This is a genomic window from Longimonas halophila, assembly GCF_002554705.1.
Lineage (GTDB): Bacteria > Bacteroidota > Rhodothermia > Rhodothermales > Salinibacteraceae > Longimonas > Longimonas halophila.
On sequence record NZ_PDEP01000002.1, the window covers coordinates 313,374 to 337,277 of the forward strand.

A 23,904-nucleotide genomic window follows, 5' to 3' on the forward strand; every position below is an offset into this window, starting at 1 on the left:
TCGTTTCGTTCGAGTCGCTATGTCTGCTGACCGAGCAAGAACATATCGCCGGTGGGCTGCGGCATTCCGCCTTTGGGTTCAAGGGTTACGGCGAAGGCGTTTGACTGCGGCGAGGGCGCAGCTGCAAGCTTATCGACAACAAAGAAAAGCTCCTCGCTCGATTCGTTGAAGTGAAAGACGCCCGCCGATATGGGCGACTGCTCGTCCTTGATAAGCCACAGCTGGTAGTCCTTGTCTTCGGGCGGCGGCGGCACGTTGGCCATCTGGAAGATGGCGCGGCGCTGCTCGGGGGCCCAGATGATCTTGCCGTATCCCTCGGGGCTCGGATCCAGGCCGCCCATCGACACGAGTCGTGCCTCGCGGGCCGCAAGCACCGCCAGAAGCTCGTCTTGCTGGGCCACTTCGTCTTCGAGCTGCGTAATGGTTGCTTGCTGCTGCTGCACGGTGCTACGCAACTGCGTAGCCCAGATGCCCAGTCCCACGATTGCAATGGTCAGCACCGCCGCCACGCCCTGGTAGACCCATGCCGGTATGCCTGCTCCGCGCTGCACGGCTGCGCGATCGGTGCGAAGCGCTGTCGACGCAGAGCTTGTGTCCTCCTGAATCGAAGCCATCAAGCGAGCTTCAACCTCGGGCGGGGGCGATTCGGGCGTGGTTGCCAGCGCCAGATCATCGTGGACCGCCTGCATATCCCGATAAAGCGCTTGCTGTTCGGGCGACGCATCGTCCAGCATCGCCTCAAACGCTGCCTCCTCGTCTCGGCTCAACGCGCCCAGCACGTATCCCGCACAGAGCGTTTCGAAGTCGACCGGTGTATCTGAAGTCTCCATATCAGTTAGTTATCCATCGTCAGCAGAGCCCGTAGCTTCATCATGCCCTGGCGCGTCCGGTATTTTACGGTGCCCAATGGGATGCCTGTGCGCTCGGCGATTTCGGACTGGCTGAGCCCTTCGAAGTAGGCAATCCGAATAACGCGGCGCTCTTTTTCGGGGATCTCGCTCAGCGCGCGGCGCAAGCGGTTAGCCCGGTCGGTGCGCGTGGCCTCTTCGAACGGACTGTTCTCCGTATCGATAGGCACCATCGCAAAGTCGTTAATGGTGTAATCTTGGCGCTGCAGGTTCTTGTAGACCTTCGAGCGCGTGCGGTCGATAGCCTTGTTGCGGGCTATGGTCACGATAAAACTATACGGTTTGCCGCGCTCGGGGTTAAACCGATCGGCGTTCTCCCACACCTGCGTAAACACCTCTTGCAGACAATCTTCTGCCTCCTGCCGGTCGTTTAGGATTGACAGGAGCAGTCCAAAGATCAGGGATTTGTACGTGCGATATAGATTACGCAATGCCTCTTCGTCTCCTTCTTGAATACGGCGCATCCACTCCACCTCTTGTGCACGCGAATAGGCCAGACCTATCGCGAAGGCTATCAGAAAAACAAGAAGGAGCGTGTACATACAGATACGAAGAAACCAGCAGCATGGATGGGCGCTCTGCGCGGTGAACCAGATTCCTGCAAAACAGGTAACTGTGCGGCGCAAAAAAACCGAAGGATGCCTTTGCAGCATAGGCAACGTCTTACTCAGGTGCAACCACTGCGCCATGCTTCCCAATGGCGTAACACCGCCCTGCATGAACGCGTACGCGGTTGTGTCTTGCGTCTCTCACCTGTTGATTCATCAGTCCTGCCCCTGTCCGTATGAACGACGCTCTTCACAAATCGGCCTTTCTGGGTCCCAAAGGCGAGAACCTGGACGAGCTGGAGCAGCTTTTGCTGGAGGTCTTGCGCGACCACGTATTCTGGCGGCGCAACTTTCACCCCAGCGATCCGCGCCTGATCGGGGAGCGCGACAAGCGGTCGGAGGCCTTCTCGGCCATGACCGCCCAGATGCGCGACGAGCTATTCCAGATTCTGTCGGAGCTAAAACGCGCGGCCCCGCTCTATTCGCCGCGACAGGTGGCTCACATTGTGAGCGATCCGACGCTACCGGCGCTCATTGGCTACTTTGCCGGACTGCTCTACAACCAGAATAACGTTGTTGAGGAAGTCTCGCCCGAGACCGTGCGCGAGGAGCGCGCGTACTTCACTGCACTGGCGCAGATGGTAGGCTATCCTGAGTTTCTGCCCGAGACGCTCCCGCCCAAGGCCCGCGCCCGCCGCCGTCCGTTTAGCTGGGGCCACCTGTGCAGCGGCGGCACTGTCGCCAACCTCGAAGCCCTCTGGATGGCCCGCAACGTGCGCCTCTACCCGCTCGCAGTGCGGCTTGTTGGCAAGACCCACGCCGACTTTGCGCACATGGCGCGCATGGAGGTCCAGACCGCTCAGGGCGATCCCGCCACGCTCAACGACTTGTCCACGTTTGCACTGTCAAACCTGCCCATCGGCCAGATCACCGACCTGCACCTGCGCATCAAAGCACAACTGGCCGAGGCCGACCGCGCCACCGCACAGGCGTTTCAGGACGCCATCCCCAGCGTGCGTACCGCCGGACTCGCGTCGTTTCTGCTCTCCTACAACGAAACTTTCCCGAACGACCCGGCGCGGCTGCCGAAGGTGCTCATCTCGCAGGCCGCCCACTACTGTTGGAAGAAAAACCTGGACGTGGTGGGTCTGGGGGCCGATGCGTTGGAAACCATTCCCACCGACGACCGCATCCGCATGGATATGGAGGCGCTTGCCGACCGTGTGCGCATCCACGCCCAAAACCGACAGCCCGTAATGAGTGTGGTCAGCATCTGCGGCACGACCGAAGAGGGCGCGGTCGACCCGCTGCACCAGATCGAAGCCTTCCGCGAGGAAGCCGCCGCGCACGGACTCACCTTTTGGCACCACTGCGATGCAGCATTTGGCGGTTACTTTGCCTCCATGCTGCCCAAAGACGACAGCGGCGACATTGTCCCCTACGACGAGGTCAACGACGCCGATCTGGCCGGTTCTGGGGCGCTGGTTGATGCCGAGGTGTACAACGGCATCGCGTCAATGAGCAAAGCTGACTCCATTACCATCGACCCGCATAAGTTCGGATACATTCCGTATCCCGCCGGTGCGGTGCTCTTCCGCGACTACCACCTGCGCGACGCGATCTCGTACGCTGCGCCCTACCTGGCCGATGACGACCGCTCGGGCTTCGGCGGCTTTCTGGGGCAGTGGACGCTTGAAGGCTCGCGCCCCGGCGCCGCTGCCGTGAGCTGCTACCTCTCGCAAGCGATGGTGCCACTCACGCCCGATGGGCACGGCCAGCTCATGAAGAACTGTATCGCCGTGAACCAGGCGCTGGTCGAGGCCATGCACACGCGATTCTCCACAGACAGCTGGATTGAACTGCACCCCCTGGCCGAGCCCGACACCGTTGGCTACTGTTTCGTGCTGATGCCCCAGTCTGGCTTCGAGACTGTAGCTGCGCTCAACGACTACACCGAGCGCATCTGGCGCCGCATGACCGTCGACGGGCGCGAAGACATCAACCAGTACGATTTTCTGGTGTCGAAGACCGAGGTCGAGGCCCGCGCCTACGAGCACGTGCTGCGCGGCGTACTTCCGGATACGCTGGTGGCCGATGCGGTGGACACCGATGCCTCGCTCACGCTGCTTCGCACCTGCATCATGAACCCGTTTTTGACAGACTGGGCCGAGCACGATCCGCCGTTCCAGACGCAGCTTGCGGCGTTCCTGCACGAGGCTGCTCTCGACGAGCACCTGCACGACGCCCTGCCCGCCGGTCCCCTTTCCGACGACGAGCGGCTTCAGGTCGCCGTCGTTGAACCCGAGCCCGAGGCCCCCGGCTCGCTCGCTGAGCAGCTCCAAACGCCCGAGCGCGGCGCCACGCATCTGTCCATAACTGCCCGCCGTCCCGAATCCAATTCCCCTGCCGCTATCTGGAGCGGATACGATGCGGTGGTGCTAACTGCCCAAGCCCTCGACATGCCCGCCCTGGCTGCAATCATTGAGCACGCGCAGGCCGCAGGCACGCCTGTGTTTGTGTGTGCGGATACGGAGGCTGCGCCCGATTTTCCTTCGGATGCGCCTTACAACACCCAATCGCTGCACTGGATTATCCACGACACGCCCACGCAGCGCGTGCATGACTTGCTGGCGCGGCTGTACGCCCCTCAGCTCGTGGCATAGCTTCCGGTAGCGTATTCTTCTCTTCTGTTTGTATGCCCCATGCTCGACATCCATGCGCTCGTTTTAGCCACCCGAAACCGCCCTGCCGATGTGGCTCGGACGCTGCGTAGCGTAGCCTGCGCAGAAGGTGCGGAGGCCCTCCACATCGTGCTTGTAGACGGCAGCGACCCCAACGAGGCCCGTGCCACCCAGCGCGTGGTGGATGACGTGCCCGAACTGCACGTGGACTACCACACATTTCCGGGCGACCCCGCAGCCAGTCGGCAGCGCAACTATGGCGTGGCGGTGCTGCCCCCATCGATGCGCGTCGTGCACTTTCTTGACGACGACGTCAAGGTGCATCCCCAGTACTTTGTTCACCTGGCAGACGCGCTACGCCAGCACCCCAAAGCAGGAGGCGTGGCCGGACGGGTGTGCGAGCCGGAGCGTCCGCCGCCGCCCGATATGTCGTGGATACGCCGCTTCTTTCTGCTTGACGGCGACACGCCGGGAACTGTATTGTCTTCAGGGCGCACGACACCGCTTCATCGCGCGGGCCGGGTGGCGCCGGTCCAGTGGATGCCTGGAGGGGCTTGTGCCTATCGCCGTGCGGTATTCAACACACACCGCTTCGATGCTGAAGCCGAAGGGCCGTCGCCACGCATTGAGGACCTGGACTTCTCGTATCGTGTGGGTCAGTCATGGCCCTTGCTTGTTCAGCCCAAAGCACGGCTGAACCATTACCCTTCGTCCGTTAACCGTGCCCGTGCAGATACCTATGCGACCGAGCGACTGGCGTGGCGCGCCTGGTTCGTCCAGAAGAACCTGCCGGGACCGGTTCACACCGCCGCATTCTGGTGGGCTACGCTGGGTGAGGCGCTGGCGATGGCCGCCTCCTCGCACCCCGACAAGTGGCGTCATCTGCGCGGTCATCTGCGCGGGATTCAGCATGTATGTGCACGGTCGCACCCGCTCTTGCGGACTATAGGATCATGACTACAGGATCATGACGCGTGCTCGGCACGGTACGCAGACGGCGTCTGCCCAAATGCGTCTCGAAACGACCGCGTAAAGTACGACTGACTGTTGAATCCAACCGCATAAGCGATTTCACCGATGGTGGTGTCCGGGTGGTTACGCAGCAGTTGGGCCCCGGCTTGCAACCGCCGATAGCGGATGAGCTGGATGGGCGTGCGGTCATAATGCATTTTCATTTTGCGACGCAGGTGCGACGCGCTCAACGCAACCTCTTCGGCCAACTCCGTGGCCCCGAACTCTGGGTCAGAAAAGCACTCGGCAATGCACGTTTCGATCGATTCGACAAGCTCGGGCTCAGACTCAGGCGTGGGGCGAGCGGACGAGGACGGTGCCAGGGCGTCGGCATCTGGAATGCCGCCACGGCGCTGAAACGCCTCCTGAAGCGTACGGCGCGAGGCCAGCAGGTTTTCGATGCGCACCTCTAACTCGTTGGCATCAAATGGTTTGGTCAGATACGCATCGGCTCCTGCATCCAACCCTTCCACCCTGCTTTCCGCGTCGACGCGCGCCGTGAGCATAATGACAGGAATGTGATCAATGTCGGGATGCTCCTTGATCATGGCGCACAGCTCAAATCCATCAAGCGCAGGCATCATCACATCCAAGAGCACAATATCTGGGAGGATGCGCTGGGCAGCCTCGTAGCCGGCATGTCCACCAGCGGCTTCCTCCACATGGTAGTCAGCGGCAAGATGCCAGCGAATGTAGGTGCGAAAGTCGTCATCATCGTCAATGACAAGCACAACGGGACGGTCGGCCTTTTCGTCGAGGTCGTCGGGGTCGTTTGCAGGGGCTACGGCCTCCTCAGGCGATTCGTCCTCGGGTGGGGCGGAATAGTCTTCTGAAGGGCTGCTTGCTGATGTAGCGGGCACCGCAGACACGTCGGATGCATCTTTCTCAGCAGTTGTGGCATCAGGGTGGGGGGGCGGTTCGGCATCGTCAACCTCGATGTCGTCAACCTGATCAGTCTGATCCATCAGATAGACCGTAAAGCGTGTGCCGCGCCCTACTTCGCTATCAAAGTCGACCCTGCCGCCGTGCAGGCGCGCCAGTTCGTGCACCAGGTTCAGTCCAATACCAAGACGCGGATTGCCAAGCGTCCATGTACTGGTTTCTTGATCGAAGTGTTGTTGCAAGTAGTCCTGCTGGTCGGTAGGAATCCCCGCCCCCGTATCTTCGACGGTAAGCGCCACGCCACGCTCCGACGCGTTGGAGGCTGCATCGGCAGGGCGCACCGTAACCCGAATGGATCCGCCGTCATCGGTTGCCTCAAGCGCATTCGACAGCAAGTTGCCCACTACTTTTTCGACTTTTGCCTTGTCGAAGGCCATGGCATACGTGCCGGGCGTGGAATCGCATGTTAGGGTGATGTTGTGCTGCATAGCCAAGCTGTTAAAGGCTTCCACAGCCTCGGCTATCGTTGCTACAATGTCGGCGTATTCGGCTTGGACAGACAGCGTGCCGGTTTCGACTTTGGCCAGGTCGTGGAGCTGTTCGACAAGCTGGGCAAGTCGCTGTGCACTGCGCTGGGCCATGCGGAGCTGTTGCTCCCTCTCCGAGGAGAGAGCATCAGACGGGTCGTTCAGGAGCGTATTAATGGGGCCCAGCATGAGCGTGAGGGGCGTTCGTAGCTCATGGCTGATGTGTGAGAAAAAGCGCGTGCGGGAGGCGTCGATCTGTTCCAATTGCTGAGCCTGCTCGATAACCGTTGCCAGCGCTTGCTGGTTCTTCTCTTTCTCGGCTCGGATGGTTTCGGTGCGAGCCTCCACCATTTTGTTGAGCGTGCGCTGTCGCTTTTCGAGGTGCCATATCCGCATCCGGTAGCCTGCGACTATCGTACCAAGGCCCAGCAGAGCTATGCCTCCCCAAAACCACCACGTTTCGTAAAAATACGGGGCTATGGTGATCTGGAGCGTAGCACTGTTTTCATTCCAGGCGCTGTTATGGTTGCTGGCGCGCACAGCGAACGTGTAGGTTCCAGGTGGAATGTTAGTGTACGTAGCCGTGCGCCCTTCGGTGGGCCCGCGCCAGTCGGTATCGAAGCCCTGTAGCTGGTATGAAAACCGGACTCGGGAGGGGGCAGCAAAGCTGAGTGCGGTATAGTCGATCATAAAGTCGCGCTCGTGGGGGGCCAGCTGCAGCGTTTCGGAAGCAGAAAGCCCATACGTGCTATCGGTGGTTGCTACGTGCTCAATGTGTAAGGGAGGGGGCACCGAGTTTTCTTTGATGCTATCGGGTTGAAAGACGGCGGCCCCTTCTTGAGTGGCAAACCAGAGGCGACCCTGGTTGTCGTGTATACCGGCAGGCTGGGTGCCGCCATTGGCTTCGCGGTTGCGCATGCCATCGCGCTCGGTATAGCTGGTCGACGCCACATGCGTTTGCGTGCCTGCAGCTACGGCTTCCAGGTCGTCTTTCTCAATCCAAAACACGCCCCGGTTGGAGCTCATCCACAGACGACCCTGACTGTCTTCTTCGATGTGGTGAATGCCGTTGTCAAAGAGGCCGCTCTGTTCGTTGTATGTGGTGATGTCAGCTTCGCGAATCGCCTCGGTCAGGGGGCGGTCATCGGGCAGAGCGATACGCGCGAGGCCACGGTCTTCTGTGCCCACCCAGAACACGCCCTCCGCATCCTGCCAGACGGGCCGTACCAGGTTCGAAGGCAACCCGTGGGTGGTCGTAAAGGGCATAAAGGCTCCTTCGTGGTAGATGGCGACGCCGCCGCCGTTCGTGCCAAACCAGAGCGCCCCGTTTTCGGCTTCATGTACGCTGCGCACAATGCGATGGGGCAGGTTGCTGTTCTCTGGGCCGTAGCGTACCCATGCGCCAGGATTATTTTCTGAGGAGGCCGAACGTCGGTAGAGCCCGTCGACTGTGCCTGCCCACAGGCGACCGGCGCGGTCTTCGTGAATGACCAGGATGCGCTTGCCAACGATTGGGCCCTCAGCATCGGGCCGAGCGCATCCAGTGCCCGTCCATTCGCAGAGCCGGTTGCCGCCCAGCCAGAGCGTGCTGTCACGCGTTTCGTGCAGCGACCACACGTTGTCGAGGGCCGAGGTGCCCTTGGGAGGCGAGAAGGAGGTCGTGTCGCGTGTGGACAGGCGGGTGGCTCCGCCGCCCAGCGTGCCCAACCAGATGTCCTGGTTGTGCCGCTGCAAGATCGAATAGACGTTGCTACTGGCCAGGCCCTCGGGAGCGCCGTACATATCAACTTGTGACGGACGCACTTGAAAGAGTCCCTCGCCCTGCGTGGCAACCCAGAGGCTCTGCTCGTGGTCATACATGAGTTGAGAGATCTCGGCGGGGACCGAAAAGATCTTGTCGCCTCGATGCCACAGCGTGCGCGATGCGTTAATCCAGACGGCACCCGTTGTACTGCGTTCTACCAGGCTGCCTTGCGGCTGGAAAGTGGGGCGTTCGTTTTGCGTTGCTACCTGCGTTGCTTGGCCGTCCTGGTAGCGATACACATGCGTGTCTGTGCGGAGCCACACGTCCCCATTGCGGGTGGACTCCATCTGGAAAATGGGAGACGTGAGGGCTTCGCCTTGATGGGGGACGGGCATCAGCTGGCCGTCCTCCCATCGTTGAAGCCCGCCCCACGACCCAATGAGCGTGCTGCCGTCAGGGGCGGACTCCAGCGTAATAACGTCTACGTCAGCAAGGCCGTCGGCTTCAGTGATATGGGTGAGTGTGCCATCGGGGAGGTGTTGATAGACGCCGTTCGATTTCGTTCCAGCCCACAGCGTTCCATCCGGCGCTTGGTGTACTGTTGATACAAGGCCCTCTATCTCTGGTAAAACGTGCTCAAATGAACGGCGGTCAACCTGTCGGTATAGCCCTTGCTGCGTGCTCACCCAAAGCCTGTCGTCTGCTGTGCGAAACACATCGTACACATCAGGCAGGTCTGCTACGCGGAACTGACCGGCTTGCATGTGCACCAGTCCCTTCGACTCGGTATGCAGCCACAGGGCGTTGCCGTCTGCAAACAGCTTGAGGATGCGGCTGCTGGGCAACCGGTCGTACGTGCCAGACTGGTAGGTGGTAAACTGGACGCCATCAAAGCAGACCAATCCGTCGAACGTGGCCAACCACAGGTAGCCGTCGTCGGTTTGTAAAAGATCGTTAATGGTGTTAACTGGGAGGCCGTCTTCTACCGTCCACTGCTGGGCGACGTGCGAAGGGGCCACCTGAACAGTGGTAGCTGTAGGGGGGGGAGGCATCAGCCGCTGTTGAAACGCGTGGGCTTCGGGGGAGAACCAGCATCCCAGGAACAGCACACCAGCAACAAATCTCAAGAGCCTAACTGAGCTCCGCCATTTCCATACGTTCATGTATAATCCCGTTTGCAAAATATATCATTTCCATGTACAGTCTTGCCATTCCAAGAAGCGAGAGCCACAGGTTGGATCTGTACCATGCAGCATCTTTCCCAATACACCCCCAGTCAGGGGGCTTCGGATCTCAAAGAGATGGTTGCGTTGCAGACCGAGGGCGTCATTACACAGTACGGCCCGAGAGCACGTGTGTGTTCAGTGGGTACCAGACAGCATTGAAAGGAAACAGCTGTAGCTCTGGGGAAAGACAGTAGGTTTGTATATGCTGTCGTCGTGCATCGATGAGAATACATATTGCCATACGCTTTCGCAGAAGGTGCGAAAAGAAACGGCAGGTGCTATGAGTAGCACGTATTGTAATAACGTCTGTGTTCCGTTCGCTTAAAGTGCTGAAAAGCTCGAAGTTCCTGTTCGTGCTGCTTTGTGATGCGAATATATGCCGGTATACATGCCCTAAGTTTGCAAGATACGGCCCCCTCCTATTCTATTTTCTTGGTGAGGAGTGAAGCAAAGAGCCTGAGGTCGATTGGGCTGTAACCTTCGCAGCAGCCGAAACGTGGTACATCCACATCCGGATGCGCTGCGCAGCTGCATGCTGTCAGGGCGTCTGCTATCTAACCGCAGGATGTGAGCAGGCACTGCCGAGAGTGGGAGCTCGGCGGTGCCTGCAGTGCGTTCAGCGGCTATGATCGCGTTTGCAGAACAGGCTCTGCTACAACACAGCCAGATTACGGCGCCTGATAGCGACTGTCGGTTAGTTCACGCAGATCGGTGGGTGTGATGATGCGCCAGTACGGTGCACTGAGGCGCTCGGTGCTGGTGCGCCGAAACGTGACGCGCACCAGCACCTCCTTGTCGGAGTCTGTGGCCCCTTCGTATGAAAACGCTCCCCAGTGCACAACCCAGGCTACGCGAGCCGGGTCCATGCCGAATGCACGGCCAACCTGCTCGGCCACGTATTCGATATCGTCGAGCACGGTGGGGCCGGTGTTTGCGGCCAGTTCGCGCAGCACCACGGTATGGTCGCGGTTCTCATCGTCGGGCGGACCGGGGTAGAGCTGCAGGTGCGTGCGGCTCTCGTGCGTATAGCCGCGCCAGGTGAAGGTGGTGTCGGCTACAGGCTGAGCCTGCAGCATATTGAGCGGCACAAGTGCACCGATCGTAAGCAGAAGGACCAAGAGGAGGGCGCTCCTGCGCGCTGCGAAAGATAGGGAGAGTGGCAGAAAAGCGGAACGTGCGGCGGTCTGATGTGGCATGATGCAGATGCGCTATGGGGATGCCCGTGCTGCGTTGGTACACGAGTAGACCCGTTGCATCCGCAAACATAACGTGAAGACAGGGCATGCATGCAGTACCCTTGTTGCTACGAAGCCATTGCTACGACGCCATCGGCGTCGGGTCCTTATGCTCGGGCTCGGTGCTCTGCTCATAGGTCTGCAAGCGATCGCTCTGTTCGTCTTCGTCGTCCCAGTTGCGCATGATGGAGACCACGGCGTCGTGGGGATCCATGTGGAAGTGATCTTCGCCCATGCGAGCGTGCAACCCCGAGCGGCGCACCACCTCGCGCACCGGTCCGATGAGTCCGGTAAAGTGCAGCTCAATATCCGAATCCTTGAGCGAATCGATGACGGTGCCCAGCGCCTCAATGGCTGTGGTGTCCAGGTCGTTGATGCTGGTGCCGTCGATGACGACCACGCGAATGTCGCGTCCTTCGCGTTCGCTTTTCTCTAAGATGTACTGCTTGAAGAACTCGGCGTTGGCGAATGAGAACGCGGCATCCACGCGGAGCACCAGGATGTTGTCGAGCCGTTCGGCCTGGCCAAAGCGCTCCATATCGCGGAAGAGGCGGGTGCCGGGCACATGGCCCAGTTCGGCAACGTTGGGCCGGCTAATGCGGTAGAGCACGGCCAGCAGCGTGGCGCCAATGCCAAACACGATGCCTTCCTGGATGCCCACCAGCAGCGTAGCCGCCGCCGTAACCATTGCAATGACGAAGTCGCGGCGACGCGCCTCAAAGAGCGCCTTAAGCTCGTTGCTGTCAACCAGTGAGAGGGCGGCCATCATAATGAGTCCGGCCAGCGCAGGCATGGGCAGGTAGTAGAAGAGCCCGGTAAGCACGAGCAGGGTAAGGGCAATCACCAGCGCGGCAAACAGATTGTGCAGGGGCGTTTGAGCCCCCAGGCGGTCGTTCAGCGCCGAGCGCGAGATGCTGCCCGACACGGGAATGCTGCGAAAGAAGCTGCCGAACAGGTTGGCTGCGCCCACCGCCATAAGCTCACGGTTTGCGTCTACCGTGTACTTGTTGCGCGTGGCAAAGAGGCGACACAGCGAAATGTCTTTCATGAACTGCACCAGCGCCAGCGTTACGGCGGCGGGCAAGAGGTCCTGCAGGTCGCCGAGCGACACGTCAGGCACGTCAAAGCCGGGTAGCCCACTGGGAATATCGCCCACCACGGCCACGCCCTGTGCCTCCCAATTGAACAGCCAGCTACCCAGAATCATGACCACAACCAGCACAATGGCCTGCGGGATGCGCGGGGCAAAGCGCCGAAGCAGCCACAGCAGCACCATGCTGCCCACGCCAATAGACAGGGTAAGCGTATGCACTGTACCGGCCTGCGTAAGCGCCGACCAGACCAGTTCGTGCACGTACTGCGACTGCGGCATGTCGATGCCCAGCAGGTGCTCCAGCTGGCTCGCTGCGATGATGATAGCAGCTGCCGAGGTAAACCCGTCGATAACTGGGCGCGAGAGCAGGTTCGCCACGAACCCGAGCTTCGCCAGTCCCATGGCGATCTGGGTGATGCCTACCATGGCCGCCATGGCAATAGCCAGCGCAATGTAGCGGTCGGTGCCCGCCTCGGCCAGCATGCCCACCGCCGCCGACACAATGAGCAGGTCGATGGCTACGGGCCCGATGACGAGGTGGCGCGAGGTGGCCAGCCACGGGTATACCAAGAGGGGAATGAGCCCGGCATACAGGCCGTAGATGGGCGGGACCCCCGCAATGACGGCATACGCCATGCCTTGCGGAATGAGCATGGCCCCAATGGCCAGCCCCGCCGCACCATCGCGGCGTAGCTCCTCCCACCCATAGCGAGTAATCCAACGTCCTGCAGAAAGCGTGTCGCGCATAACACCGAAAACGGCGGATCAAGACAAGGGCGCAAGGCAGATGCGTTGCGCAGATGCTTCGCAACGTAGAGCAGGCAGCGGTTGAATGCAACTGACTTTCGGGTCTCTACCGACTTCGTAGCTTGGCTATGCTAAATATTACGTTTGCGGCGTTCCGTTTGATGCACGCGATCGCACATTAGCGAGACAGAGCTTACCGATGATCGCCGCTCAACTTCGATCTGGCTCGCAAGTATGGGTAAGCCCCGTTGGTTCTGTTGATTCCCCGTGCGCGCTGCGCTCCTTCTTATGCTCGCTTACCATGTGGTCGATTATGTGCCGTACCAGCCAGATGTGTGGGCGCGCGAGGGGCTCCACGCCACCGGGGCCGACCCGCTTCGGTGGCAGGTGCAGCCTCCAACGACCAACGCGCCCGTGGTTGTGGTCGACACCGCCCAGCTGCCAACGGATACCTGTGCCCAGGGCGCGGCGTCTTCGATTCCGCCCGAAGCGCTCTGCAACGTAGCGCCCTACCGTCCGCCGGTGGACGTGCGCGCTGCCGGAGGATACGTCGTTCCTGCGCATCCCCCTACGCCCGTGCCTACGGTCTGTGCTATCTACCGGCGTGGCGCGTGGGACCTGCCCAAGGGCAAGCAGGACGCGGGCGAGTCGGTTGTGGAGTGCGCGCTGCGCGAGGTGCGCGAAGAAATCGGGGTTGACGACGTTACGCTGCGCGCCCCGCTGGGCATCACCAGCCACGGGTATGCCACGGCGCAGCGATACGCCGTAAAGACCACACACTGGTTCCTGATGCGCACGTCGGCCCGCAGGTTTGCCCCACAGGCCGCCGAGGGCATTCGCCGGGCCACCTGGGCGCGCTGGCCTGTGCTACACGCGCATATCGGATATGCGTCGCTGCGCCGCCACATGGAAACCGTGGCACCCCGGGTTGCGCATCTGTATACTGCGTAACCGTTATGCGCTGCCTTTCCTCATGCATGTTTGTATTATGGATACGACTCATCGCGCTCCGTCCGTTTTGACGACTGCCGTACCCCGCGGGCTGTCCGCTCTGTTGCTGGCACTGGTGCTGGCACTGGGCCTGTTCGTGATGGGCTGCGGCTCCGACGAGGATAGCACAGCGCAGGCCGACCGCATCGAAGCGCTCGCGTCTGAAAACGAAACCTTGCAGTCGCAGCTTGCCGCCGCGCGCGACTCGGTAGCGGCGTTGCGCAACCAAGTCAGCGGGGCTGACATGGTACAGCTTGGCAATGCGATTCGCTTCCCCTCGGGCAGCGCCTGGATTCCCGACCAGGGTCGCCGCACGCTTGACAGCCTGGCTACGATTCTTGAACGCGACTACGACAGCCGCAACTTCCGCATCAAAGGCTTCACCGATAATCGCCCCATCGGCCCATCGCTCACGGATACATACCCGAGCAACTGGTACCTTTCGGCAAATCGCGCTGCAGCGGTGGCGCACTACCTGGATACCGAACACGACATCCGATCGCGCACGCTTGAGATTGGCGCGTTTGGTCCGCAAAATCCCGTCGCCTCCAACGAAACCGCCCAGGGCCGCCGCCTAAACCGGCGCGTGGAGATTCAGGTGGCGGAGTGATTGGTGTCAGCGATACGCCGGGGACGTCTTCGGCGTAGCTGACGAGAGCGAACGGGGGACCGTTCGCTCCAGGGAAGGTTTTTTATCAGGAGTGATCTGTTCGCCCCGGTTCCAGAGTGTCTCATCCGTGCGGATGAGTAGGGCCAGAATAGATCTGACAGGTCTCGAAAGACCTGTCAGATCTTGATGATCATTCATGACATCGCACTACGCATTCCGCCAGTTGGTGGCGGGGGCGGGGGCGTTGTCGAGGATGTCTTCGATGCGCGCCATATGCTCGGGACTGAGCCGCTCGGCCACCTCCAGTGCCTTCATGTTTTCGTGGACCTGCTCCGGACGCGAGGCACCCGTAATCACGGTGCTCACGTGCTCGTTCTTCAGGCACCACGCCAGTGCAAGCTGTGCCATAGTGCAGTCCAGTTCATTTTCGGCGATCGGTGTGAGCTGCCGCACGGCCTCCACCTGACGTTGGCCCTCCTCGCTCTTTAGGCGCTTGCGCAGCCCCGCGTACTTGTCGAGGTCCAGGCGGCTGCCTTCGGGGATGCCGTCGTTATACTTGCCGGTGAGGATGCCGCTGGCGAGCGGACTCCACGTGGTGAGCCCGAGGTCAAAGTCGCGGTAGAGCGGCTGGTAGTCGCGCTCCACCTTCTGGCGGTGCGTCATGTTGTACTGCGGCTGCTCCATGACGGGCGGAATGAGATGCTCGCGCTGTGCGATCTCATACGCCTGCCGGATCTGCTCTGCAGACCACTCGCTGGTGCCCCAGTAGAACGCCCAGCCGCGATCAATGACGTGGTTCATGGCGCGCACCGTCTCTTCGATCGGCGTTTCGGGGTCGGGGCGATGGCAGAAGATCAGGTCCACGTAGTCCATCTGCAGGCGCTGCAGCGAGGCCCGCGTGCCCTCTACGATATGCTTGCGCGAGAGGCCGCGGTCGTTGGGCCCGGAGCCGCCCCAGAAGATTTTCGTGGACACGACCAGATCCGAGCGCGTCCAGCCCTCCGAGCGAATAATGTTGCCCATCATGACCTCGGCCTGCCCGCTGGCGTAGGCTTCCGCGTTGTCGAAGAAGTTGACGCCAGCGTCGTAGGCGGCGGTCATGCAGGCGCGGGCGCGGTCCTCGTCGATCTGGTCGCCGAAGGTGACCCACGATCCAAACGAGAGGGCCGACACCTTGAGTCCCGAGCGTCCTAAATGACGATATTCCATAGGGGATGCGATGTGTTGTGAATAAGACGGTGCATGGGCCTCCCTCATAACGCAAGCGGCGATGCGGGTTCAGTCCGTTGAGGACGTGTTACGTTGCCATGGAGGCATTTCATCTACCCTACTTTCCTGACCACATCTATACAAATTTGTGAAATATACAAACGTATGCAGTACGACTCTTGAAATTTTTAGCAGGGGGGGATACTCTGAAAATACATATTCAATAAATGTAATCATTCACTCGTATCCGCTATGTTTACGAAATTCCCAACCCTGCTCACTGTTGTTGCTGTGCTCTTGCTTGCTACCGGTTTTTCAGGTAACGACCTTGATTCTGAATATCCGGAGTCAGACGTTCCAACTTGTGTTTCAGTGATTTCAGCTTCTGAGACCTCTGAAGTGCTTATGGATGTGAAGCAAAGCTTTGGTCAAGGTCCAATAGGAACGTTTTGTGCTGGATCGTGCAGTGATTTTCCATGCTGCTTCATTATCGATGCGCCGCCCATCGATGATCCTGGAGGAAGTGCGTAGTATACATCTTTTCTAATACTAGATAAAGAGGAAAGGCCGCGTACAGTTCTTTAAATAAGAAAAGTATTCGGCCTTTTCTATATAAAGTATTTTTTAGAATATCATACCATTATATAAAGGTATTGAAATGAAATTTATTATTGTGTGGACTCTTGCTATCTTTGCATGGGTTTTCACCGCTCCCTGTACCGGTCATGCCCAATCCTTCGAAGATGTATTCACCATTCAGGACTCGTTGGAGTTGGAGCAAGGCGACGATGCTTTTCTCAGTGTCCCGTACGTGAGTTTGCTTGAAGATGGAAACATGCTCATTGTTGAGCCGCGCGAGCAGCGTGTGTTTCGATACAATCGCAGCGGTGCCCTTCAGTCCATTATAGGCAGCCCAGGACAAGGCCCCGGCGAATTTCGGATCCCTGTTACAGCCACCCAAACCGCTGCAGGCTCAGTGCTGGTCGGCGAACTCGGTGGCGGTTTTATTTCCGTATTTGATTCTTCTAACACCTTTGTAGAGCGGCACACCGGTCTACTCTGGCATGCCCTGCAGCTTCATGCGCTGGACGCGGAGCGCGTACTGGCCGTTGGTCCGAAGGAGCAAGGGACGGGTGCATCTCCGCTCCTCCACATCTTTAATGCAAGCACCGGAGAAATAGAGGACAGCTTCTTCCCACATCCCACTCCCATCGGAACATACGGAAATGTGTTGAACGGCATCTCTGACATTGCAACGGCTGACGTGCGCGCAGGTCAGACCGTTGTGGCTTTTGCTCCTGAACCCCGCCTGTATACGTTCTCAACAGATGGCGACTCGCTTAGCGCCGTCGACGTTTCGCTCCAACACTTTATCCCGGTTGACCCGTCGTATCGGGGAGCCGACCTTTCCAATCGTGAGGTGCAGGATGCGTATGACTCGTTCTCACGCATTCACGACCTCTTCTGGATGCATGATGATCTAATCCTTGTGCAGTACTACGACATTGCTGACCAGCGCACAAACACGCTCAACTGGCACCTCGCAGGCGTGACCCGCTCGGGCGATGTGCTTTTCGACATCGCCAACACGCCGCGTTTGTATGCGGTGGATACGTCAACAGGTGGGCTCTTTTTCAACGCGCCTGATACGCTCGATCCGGGCCAGTGGGTGGTGGCAGCGCTCAAGAATTCTTGGTAGTAGATAGACGTTAAGTGATAGCTCTCCTGATAAAAACGTTGACTGAGGCGAACGGTCCCCCGTTCGCTCTCGTCAGCCACGCCGGAGACGTCCGCGCCGGGCGGCGCTCCCAGTCTCCGGCTACTGGTATATTTCTTCCATCACTTAGCGTTGAACCGCTACCGGATTCTTTTCTCTCCTCGTCTGACTGACAGAACGGACTGGCAGTAGCGGCATCCTCCTCTGTTCCAAACGCCCGCGAATCCCAGACCTATTGGTGCAGGTATGCCTATTCTACAAAGAGCGTAGTATTACCTGCTTACACATCCCCAACTATGGGATCGGATCTGTCCATCATCGAATCATTCACGCAGCATCCCGCCGCCCAGCGTGTGGGGGCGTGGGGGCAGGCTATGGCCGAATGGATACGAAGCGCGCCGCCGTGGACTCGCGCGCTGATGCTAACGTGTGCGCTGAGCGTGCCCCTTGTGCTGCTCATCCGCGCCGAGCTGCGCACGTCGTACCTGCAGTCGACGTTGCTGTCGCGGTATGCGTCGGGGCTCACGTACCAGGTCGATGACGGCCCCAGCCCGTCCATTCGCTTTCCTACAACCGGCCCATTTAATGAGCGGTTGGGATACGTAGCGCTGCCTGCGTTCATCGACAGCCTAACGCAGAGTGGACGCTTCGCGATTGCCCGGCAGGCGCGGGTCTCCGACCGGTTTGCTACGCACATGGACATCGGGCTTGCGCCGCCCTATGTGCCCAAGCAACAGGCCGGCCTTGATGTGCTTGACCGCACAGCCACCCCACTGGCCTCAGCCCGCTACCCGCAGCGCGTGTACGCCGCCCCCGACTCCATTCCGCGGCTGGCGCGCGAAACGCTGCTCTTCATTGAAAACCGCGCCCTGCTCGGCACCGCACCGCCCCGGAAGAACCCGGCCATTGAATGGCGGCGCTTCGCGTACGCGTCGGGGCGCCAGCTTAGCGATGCGCTGGGCCTCACCGAAGGCGGTCCGGGCGGTAGCACGCTGGCCACGCAACTCGACAAGGTGCGCAACTCGCCCGGCGGGCAAACGGCAGGGCCCGTCGACAAGCTGCGCCAGATGGCGTCGGCCTCGGTACAGAGCTATCTGCATGGCCCCGAGACGATTGAGGCCCGGCGGCGCCTGGTGGCCGAGTACCTGAACCTGCTTCCGCTGGCCGCCATTGCCGGACACGGCGAGGTGAACGGCATAGGCGATGGGCTCTGGGCCTGGTACAACACCGACCTCGACACCGTAAACCGCCACCTGCGCGCCGCGGACACCACTGCGACGCCGTCGGACGCCCAGGCGCGGGCCTACCGGCAGGTGCTGCAGCTTATTCTGTCGACGCGCAGTCCCTCGCGCTTTTTTCAGTCGGACGCCGGGCACGAGGCGCTGACAGAGCTGGCCGATGCGTATCTGCCCGTGCTGGCCGAAGCCGGGATCATCTCCCCCGATATGCGTGATGCCGCCCTGGCCAACCGTCCCGAACGCCGCACGCGAGCCGTGGCTCCGGCCACCGAGTCGTTCATTGCGCGGAAGGCGGCCAATGCCACACGCATCCAACTGCTGCGGGAGCTGGCGGTCCCATCGCTTCCAGCGCTGGACCGCCTCGATCTGACGGCGCATACACACTACGACGCTTCGGCCCAACGCGCGGTGGCGGGACTGCTGGAGCGGCTTCAGGACCCGGCGTTTGTCCGCGAGGCGGGGCTTGCAGGGCCGCGCATGCTCGACCGGGGCGATCCGGCATCGGTCGAGTACGCGGTGGTGCTGTACGAGCGCCAGCCCGATGCCAACGTGGTGCGCCTGCAAGCCGACACGTTCGACGGGCCCTTCGACATCAACCGGGGGTCGAAGCTCGAACTGGGCTCGACCGCTAAGCTGCGCACGCTGGTTACGTATCTGGAGTTGATCGATGAGCTGTACACTGAACACGCCGGGCGGCCTGCCGACTCGCTCCGGGCGGTGCCGGTAGCTAATAACGACGCGCTCACGCGCTGGGCGCTGGGCGAACTGCAGCGCAATCCCGCGCTCTCGCGGCGCGACCTGCTGGAGGCCGCGATGAACCGCCGCTACTCGGCCAGTCCGTACGAGCGGTTCTTTACCGGCGGTGGACAGCATCGGTTTAGCAACTTCAACGCAAGTAGCGACAGTCTGCGTCCCACGGTAACCGCCGCGTTTCAGCAGTCGATCAACCTGCCGTTTATTCGCATGATGCGCGACATTGTGAACTACCACACGGCACGCCTGCCCGGCCAGCCTGGGGCCATGCTTGGCGACCCCAGCGACGAACGGCGCGAGGACTACCTGGAGCGCTTTGCGGATCAGGAAGGAAGCTACTTTCTAAATCGGTTCTACGCCGCGTATCCCGACACGCCCAACCGCGACGTGTTTACCGTGTTGGCGGAGCGCCATCCCGAACGTCCGGCGCAACGCCTGGCGTGGGCGTACCGTGCCATCGACCCGTCGGCCCCTGCAGACGAGGTCATCGACTTCCTGCGTCGCTATGCGCGCGACGGAGAGGGGCTTGCTGATGACCAGCTCGCCGCAGCGGTACGTCGGGCGGAGACGACGGATCTGTCGTGGCAAGATCGGGGCTACCTGGCGGGCATTCATCCCCTGGAGCTGTGGCTGGCCCACTATCTGCGCCAGAACCCCGAATCCACCCGTACCGAAATGCTCCGTGCCAGCGCCGACGTGCGGCAGGAGGTGTATCAGTGGCTCTTTCAGCGGCGGACCGGCGCGCAGGACACCCGCATCCGCACGATTCTGGAGCAGGAGGCGTTTGTCGGCATCCACAAGCGGTGGGCGCGGCTGGGGTATCCGTTTGAGCGGCTGATTCCGACGTACGCCACCTCGATTGGCAGCTCAGCCGACCGTCCCGATGCGCTCACCGAGCTGGTAGGCATTCTGCTGCGCGATGGCGTGCGCGCGTCGACCAAGCGCATCGAAACGCTGCATTTTGGGGCCGATACGCCGTTCGAAACGCGGCTCACCGCCACGCCGGCTGCGCCCGACACGGTGCTGAACGCCGATGTGGCGGCGGTAGCGCGCGAGGCAATGGTTGATGTGGTGGAGCGCGGCACGGCGGTGCGCGCTCGGGGGGCCTTTGCCGATAGCACGGGCACTCCGCTCGTGATGGGCGGCAAAACCGGCACAGGCGACAACCGCATCCGCACCCCCTTGCGGGGTGGAGGCCGCACGAACATTGCGCTGAACCGCACCTCTACGTTCGTCTTCTTTGCGGGCGACCGGTTCTTCGGCACGGTTACGGCGTACGCGCCCGGCCCCGGAGCCGATGCGTACGGCTTTACGAGTTCCCTCCCTGCGCAGGTGCTCACGCTCATGGGACCGGAGCTTACCTCGCTCGTCCATGCGCCGGATGGGCCGTGACGAGGAGCCCGTGCTCCTACTGTTAAGTTTGTGTGACCGTGAGGGGGCGTTTTTACAATGTCTGGATCATTGTATATGATATACGTGCATCTTGTCAATGTTATCGCCTCCTCATTATGTGCTGCTGCCTCAAACGGCCCTCAACTCTTGCACCACTGCTTGCCCTCGTGCTGTTTGCATGTGTGGGGAGCGGATGCGATACCGTTGGCCCAGGAGACGACCCATCGCTACCGGCCGGCCCGGCAGTTATCGCCTCGGTCGGCGGCAACGCAGAGGGCCTCTGGCGTTTTGACCTCGAAACGCTGGAACCCACGTCTGTCGTTGAGACCGATCGCACGCCCATAGGAGTGACTGCTTCCCCAGATCACGAGCACTGGTACACCGCCTGGGGCACCGGCTCGGCGCTTGACGGCGATACGCGCAAGGTATTGGCAATCCTCGAACCGGCCAGCGGGCGCATCACGAAACGCACCTCAACGCCTGGCTCGTTCAGGGGGCGTGCTCCGATACTTTACGAACCGGTGAACGATCAGCTCGTCGTTTTTGACCTTGACGGCACTGCGCAGTTCTTCGACGCTGCGACATTGGAGCTGGCGCACGAACTGCCCGTCGGCGAAGTGGAGGGGGCAGCAGTCGCCCATACAGGCGAGAAGATTTACATCGGCGTGAGCACCGCGAGCGGGCCTCGGGTTCGCGTTTACGACCCAACCGAGGCAGATATCGTAAACACGATTTCTCTCCCCGACAACTTGGGGCTTTCCGATGTGGCCCTTTCCCCGGACGAGCGCTACCTGTTCGCAACGACGTGGTCGTCGCTTGGTCCGCCGGGGCGCTTCTACATGGTGGATATGAAGAGCAGCGAGGTGCTCTTTACAGGGCCAGTAGGCAGCTATGCAGAACTGGCCGTAACACCGGATGGACGTCATGTTTTTATCGACTGTCCAGCAGGAGGAATGCTCGGACATGTGCCGACCAACCAGGTGCTCCGCTTCGACACGCAGGCACGTGAACTGGGGGTGTTCATCGAAGGGGGAGAAGCGCTCGGACTGGGTTATGAAGGACTGGTTGCAGACAAGATCACGATGCTCCCGGGCGGGGAAGCATTTGCGATTAGAAATCCATCACCGGCCAGAATTAGACTCGACGGTGGCGAGCAAGCGATCCCGGCGCTGATCAAAGTGGACACCGAGACGGCGGAGGTGCTTGCCACCTACACTCCGGAGCGCGATGAGGAGGGATACGTAAAGAGCTACATTTTGCATCTCGGTACTGCAACCGCTCCCGATCTGTAGACCCCAGATTCGAAGCGCTGCCTTCGAGCTTCACAGTCACTTTCTCACGAACGAACTCACAGCGAGGTTAACGTCATGAAACAGTTTGTATTCCTGCTGGCAACAACAGCCTGATCTTTCACAATACGAGGTCATGATTCACGGTAGTGCAGGCAGCCCATGCGGGGCAGCGAACGCATCCTCGTATCGGTGTGGGGAGGCGCCTACCAGCAATCCTTTCCACGTGGCACGTACGTGATGAATGTTGCCGATAGTACGAGGGAAGGGCTGCTGGTTGAGCTAATGGACGGCTCTTCGATAGGAAAAGATGAGCAGTACATCATTGGAGGATCAAAATATACAGGACAGGACGACCCCAGATCTGGCAATGCGGTGCGGTATGACGTTGCAGACGGCAGGTGGCATTGGATTGCAGATCTTCCACATGATTCCCTGGTCCGCCATGTGGATCCACCGGTTCCCAGTCCAACACGCGACCAGTTGGTTCAAAGCTGACGGGTGAACTATGCAAAGCAGCTTTTCCTGATGGACCATCGTGGAGAAAATGTGAGGCAGATTACTGAGCGTGGAGGCGAGAACCCGCGGTGGACACCCGATGACGATGCCTTCCTATTCAAGCGTGATGTGCATCAGGGGGAAGGAGCCCGGTATGTACCGTACAGGTTTGATCTGACGACGCAAGAGGCCAAGCCCCTGTGGCCTGCGCTTCCCGACTCGGTACCTGAGTTTCCTCCACTCTCCACCCAGGAGCCTCTTTTCAACCCTGATTTGTAAGAGACGAGTACCTTCCAGTTTATGATGCCGCTTTGCTCCTATGAACGAACCATACCCCAGAGGTGATATTGCCACATCAGAAAAATAGAAAGCCGTCGGCGTGGTACCAGCACCCGACGGCTTAGCAAACAGCTCTCGTGTTCTTTTTGATTTCCTGGATATCAGTATGAGCACATACATGAAGAACACCGCTTTAGCGATCTCAATCATCGTTTTTATGGGAGGCACGAGCGTGGCATCGGCTCAAGATTCTACCTCGGTCCCCTCGCAGGATAACAAAGATATTAGGGCGTGGCTCAGTTTCGAAGGCGGTCAAAGCACCTCTGGGGGATTTGTTATGCAGATGAGTGCCAACTATATACGGTCGTCTCATCTGTTTATCGTTCGATTTGTGGGGGAGTCACCGGGAAGAGGTTTCTTAGGAGGGCTCTTCAACGAAACCCGCTCCGAACTCGGTGGACTGTACGGAAGATCGACAAACTGGGACTGGGGACATGCCTCTGCGAGCACCGGAGTTGCTGTGGTTTGGGAGAAAGCCTATAGCTCTGGACCCGTCAACTGGACTACAGTCGGAGTGCCTGTTCAGGCTACGCTCTACCTTACAGTTCCCTACCGCCCGATCGACTGGCTGGGCCTCAAGATTGGTGGGCACGCCAATGTCAATCCTGAAGACTCCTTCGCTGGAGCAACCGTCGGACTCGTCATTGGCAAGCTGCGTTGAGGGGAGTAGAAGTCGACGGAGTTGGTGAAGTGCCTCATTTAACACATTCGTTTTCTTTAACATTAACCTATGTTATTAACATGATTTTTTTTAGAAAATTCTATCAAAAAACTTCTTTTTCTCTCTCTTTGTGCCTGTGTTTCTTTTCGCAAAATGTTTTTGGTCAACACGGGTTTCACAGACGTCAAATTATCTTTCACAGACAGACTTTGCATCTGTAGAATTGAACTTCCGTAACGCCGAAGATCCTCAAGATCCTGACCCGATAGCAACGGTCAAATACGAAGGCGGAGGAGTCTTTCAATCTGGTCAGTCTGTTGATTTTAGTTGGGAAGGGATAGAAATTTATCAAGGTGGGCCAAATGGATACGAAGAACCGGGAGACGGCACCTGGGAAGCAGACGACATTCGAGTATGCACTGACTATGACGAAGATAACAACGCATGCTTGAATGGATGGCAAGACAACACGCAGCAACCACAGTACATGACAAAACTCAGGCGGGTCTTAACAAAACAGAACGGGCCTATCCTCCAGCGGTACAGGTCGTGAGACAAACCATGACCTGTGCTGAAGAATAGACCCGTCTGCCTATGCCTTACGTG

The 23,904-nt window shown here is 59.8% G+C and carries 16 protein-coding genes; 10 read left to right on the forward strand and 6 right to left on the reverse strand.

Translation table 11 applies throughout. The features are described 5' to 3' along the window. Positions 1 to 17 precede the first annotated feature (17 nt). Complete coding sequence (locus CRI93_RS03820) at positions 18 to 830, reverse strand: anti-sigma factor (protein ID WP_098061280.1); 813 nt, start codon at positions 828 to 830, stop codon at positions 18 to 20. 5 nt (positions 831 to 835) lie between these two features. After that, on the reverse strand, positions 836 to 1,450 hold the full coding sequence (locus CRI93_RS03825) for a sigma-70 family RNA polymerase sigma factor (RefSeq protein ID WP_098061281.1): 615 nt from the start codon (positions 1,448 to 1,450) through the stop codon (positions 836 to 838). 242 nt (positions 1,451 to 1,692) lie between these two features. Between CRI93_RS03825 and CRI93_RS03830 the strand changes: the two genes are divergently transcribed. Continuing rightward, positions 1,693 to 4,119 (forward strand): pyridoxal phosphate-dependent decarboxylase family protein, encoded by a 2,427-nt coding sequence (locus tag CRI93_RS03830; RefSeq protein WP_098061282.1) that lies wholly within the window; start codon positions 1,693 to 1,695, stop codon positions 4,117 to 4,119. Positions 4,120 to 4,158: 39 nt separating this feature from the next. After that, the gene (locus CRI93_RS03835; RefSeq protein ID WP_098061283.1) at positions 4,159 to 5,094 is read left to right on the forward strand and encodes a glycosyltransferase family 2 protein; all 936 of its coding nucleotides are present in this window, start codon (positions 4,159 to 4,161) and stop codon (positions 5,092 to 5,094) included. Positions 5,095 to 5,102: 8 nt separating this feature from the next. On the opposite strand, the gene CRI93_RS03840 is transcribed toward CRI93_RS03835, so the two are convergent. From CRI93_RS03840 to CRI93_RS03850, 3 genes are all read right to left on the reverse strand, one after another. Further along, positions 5,103 to 9,320, reverse strand: a complete 4,218-nt coding sequence (locus CRI93_RS03840; RefSeq protein WP_176521669.1) for a hybrid sensor histidine kinase/response regulator transcription factor — start codon at positions 9,318 to 9,320, stop codon at positions 5,103 to 5,105. 875 nt (positions 9,321 to 10,195) lie between these two features. Beyond that, positions 10,196 to 10,615, reverse strand: coding sequence for a hypothetical protein (locus CRI93_RS03845; protein ID WP_245850300.1), 420 nt, complete (start codon positions 10,613 to 10,615; stop codon positions 10,196 to 10,198). 229 nt (positions 10,616 to 10,844) lie between these two features. Then, entirely contained in the window at positions 10,845 to 12,602 is a 1,758-nt protein-coding gene (locus CRI93_RS03850; protein ID WP_098061286.1) for a SulP family inorganic anion transporter, read from the reverse strand. Positions 12,603 to 12,890: 288 nt separating this feature from the next. Between CRI93_RS03850 and CRI93_RS03855 the strand changes: the two genes are divergently transcribed. Both CRI93_RS03855 and CRI93_RS03860 read left to right on the forward strand, forming a co-directional pair. Beyond that, positions 12,891 to 13,553 carry an NUDIX hydrolase gene (locus tag CRI93_RS03855; RefSeq protein WP_098061287.1) on the forward strand — a complete coding sequence of 221 codons (663 nt, stop codon included), beginning with the start codon at positions 12,891 to 12,893 and terminating at the stop codon, positions 13,551 to 13,553. A gap of 67 nt (positions 13,554 to 13,620) precedes the next feature. Further along, a complete protein-coding gene (locus CRI93_RS03860) occupies positions 13,621 to 14,202 on the forward strand; it encodes an OmpA/MotB family protein (protein ID WP_176521670.1) in 582 nt (193 codons plus the stop codon). 207 nt (positions 14,203 to 14,409) lie between these two features. Here CRI93_RS03860 and CRI93_RS03865 read toward each other — a convergent pair whose 3' ends face one another. Next, positions 14,410 to 15,411, reverse strand: a complete 1,002-nt coding sequence (locus CRI93_RS03865; RefSeq protein ID WP_098061289.1) for a potassium channel beta subunit family protein — start codon at positions 15,409 to 15,411, stop codon at positions 14,410 to 14,412. A 252-nt stretch (positions 15,412 to 15,663) separates the two neighbouring features. Here CRI93_RS03865 and CRI93_RS15060 point away from each other — a divergent pair, with 252 nt between their 5' ends. The 6 genes from CRI93_RS15060 (at position 15,664) to CRI93_RS15065 (ending at position 23,851) form a co-directional block, all read left to right on the forward strand. Next, a complete protein-coding gene (locus CRI93_RS15060) occupies positions 15,664 to 15,942 on the forward strand; it encodes a hypothetical protein (RefSeq protein ID WP_141491556.1) in 279 nt (92 codons plus the stop codon). Between the two features lie 127 nt (positions 15,943 to 16,069). Next, positions 16,070 to 17,110, forward strand: coding sequence for an NHL repeat-containing protein (locus CRI93_RS03870; RefSeq protein ID WP_098061290.1), 1,041 nt, complete (start codon positions 16,070 to 16,072; stop codon positions 17,108 to 17,110). A gap of 314 nt (positions 17,111 to 17,424) precedes the next feature. Further along, complete coding sequence (locus tag CRI93_RS03875; RefSeq protein ID WP_098061291.1) at positions 17,425 to 20,511, forward strand: transglycosylase domain-containing protein; 3,087 nt, start codon at positions 17,425 to 17,427, stop codon at positions 20,509 to 20,511. Between the two features lie 167 nt (positions 20,512 to 20,678). Beyond that, positions 20,679 to 21,803 carry a YncE family protein gene (locus CRI93_RS03880; protein WP_098061292.1) on the forward strand — a complete coding sequence of 375 codons (1,125 nt, stop codon included), beginning with the start codon at positions 20,679 to 20,681 and terminating at the stop codon, positions 21,801 to 21,803. Positions 21,804 to 23,151: 1,348 nt separating this feature from the next. Beyond that, positions 23,152 to 23,298, forward strand: coding sequence for a hypothetical protein (locus CRI93_RS15310; protein ID WP_176521671.1), 147 nt, complete (start codon positions 23,152 to 23,154; stop codon positions 23,296 to 23,298). A gap of 130 nt (positions 23,299 to 23,428) precedes the next feature. Next, a complete protein-coding gene (locus CRI93_RS15065) occupies positions 23,429 to 23,851 on the forward strand; it encodes a hypothetical protein (RefSeq protein ID WP_141491557.1) in 423 nt (140 codons plus the stop codon). Positions 23,852 to 23,904: the final 53 nt, after the last annotated feature.

Bases quoted from the DNA above. Each gene is read 5' to 3' on its own strand.
- CRI93_RS03820 (WP_098061280.1), bottom strand. From the start codon at position 830: ATGGAGACTTCAGATACACCGGTCGACTTCGAAACGCTCTGTGCGGGA.
- CRI93_RS03825 (WP_098061281.1), bottom strand. From the start codon at position 1,450: ATGTACACGCTCCTTCTTGTTTTTCTGATAGCCTTCGCGATAGGTCTG.
- CRI93_RS03830 (WP_098061282.1), top strand. From the start codon at position 1,693: ATGAACGACGCTCTTCACAAATCGGCCTTTCTGGGTCCCAAAGGCGAG.
- CRI93_RS03835 (WP_098061283.1), top strand. From the start codon at position 4,159: ATGCTCGACATCCATGCGCTCGTTTTAGCCACCCGAAACCGCCCTGCC.
- CRI93_RS03850 (WP_098061286.1), bottom strand. From the start codon at position 12,602: ATGCGCGACACGCTTTCTGCAGGACGTTGGATTACTCGCTATGGGTGG.
- CRI93_RS03855 (WP_098061287.1), top strand. From the start codon at position 12,891: ATGCTCGCTTACCATGTGGTCGATTATGTGCCGTACCAGCCAGATGTG.
- CRI93_RS03865 (WP_098061289.1), bottom strand. From the start codon at position 15,411: ATGGAATATCGTCATTTAGGACGCTCGGGACTCAAGGTGTCGGCCCTC.
- CRI93_RS15060 (WP_141491556.1), top strand. From the start codon at position 15,664: ATGTTTACGAAATTCCCAACCCTGCTCACTGTTGTTGCTGTGCTCTTG.
- CRI93_RS03870 (WP_098061290.1), top strand. From the start codon at position 16,070: ATGAAATTTATTATTGTGTGGACTCTTGCTATCTTTGCATGGGTTTTC.
- CRI93_RS03875 (WP_098061291.1), top strand. From the start codon at position 17,425: ATGGGATCGGATCTGTCCATCATCGAATCATTCACGCAGCATCCCGCC.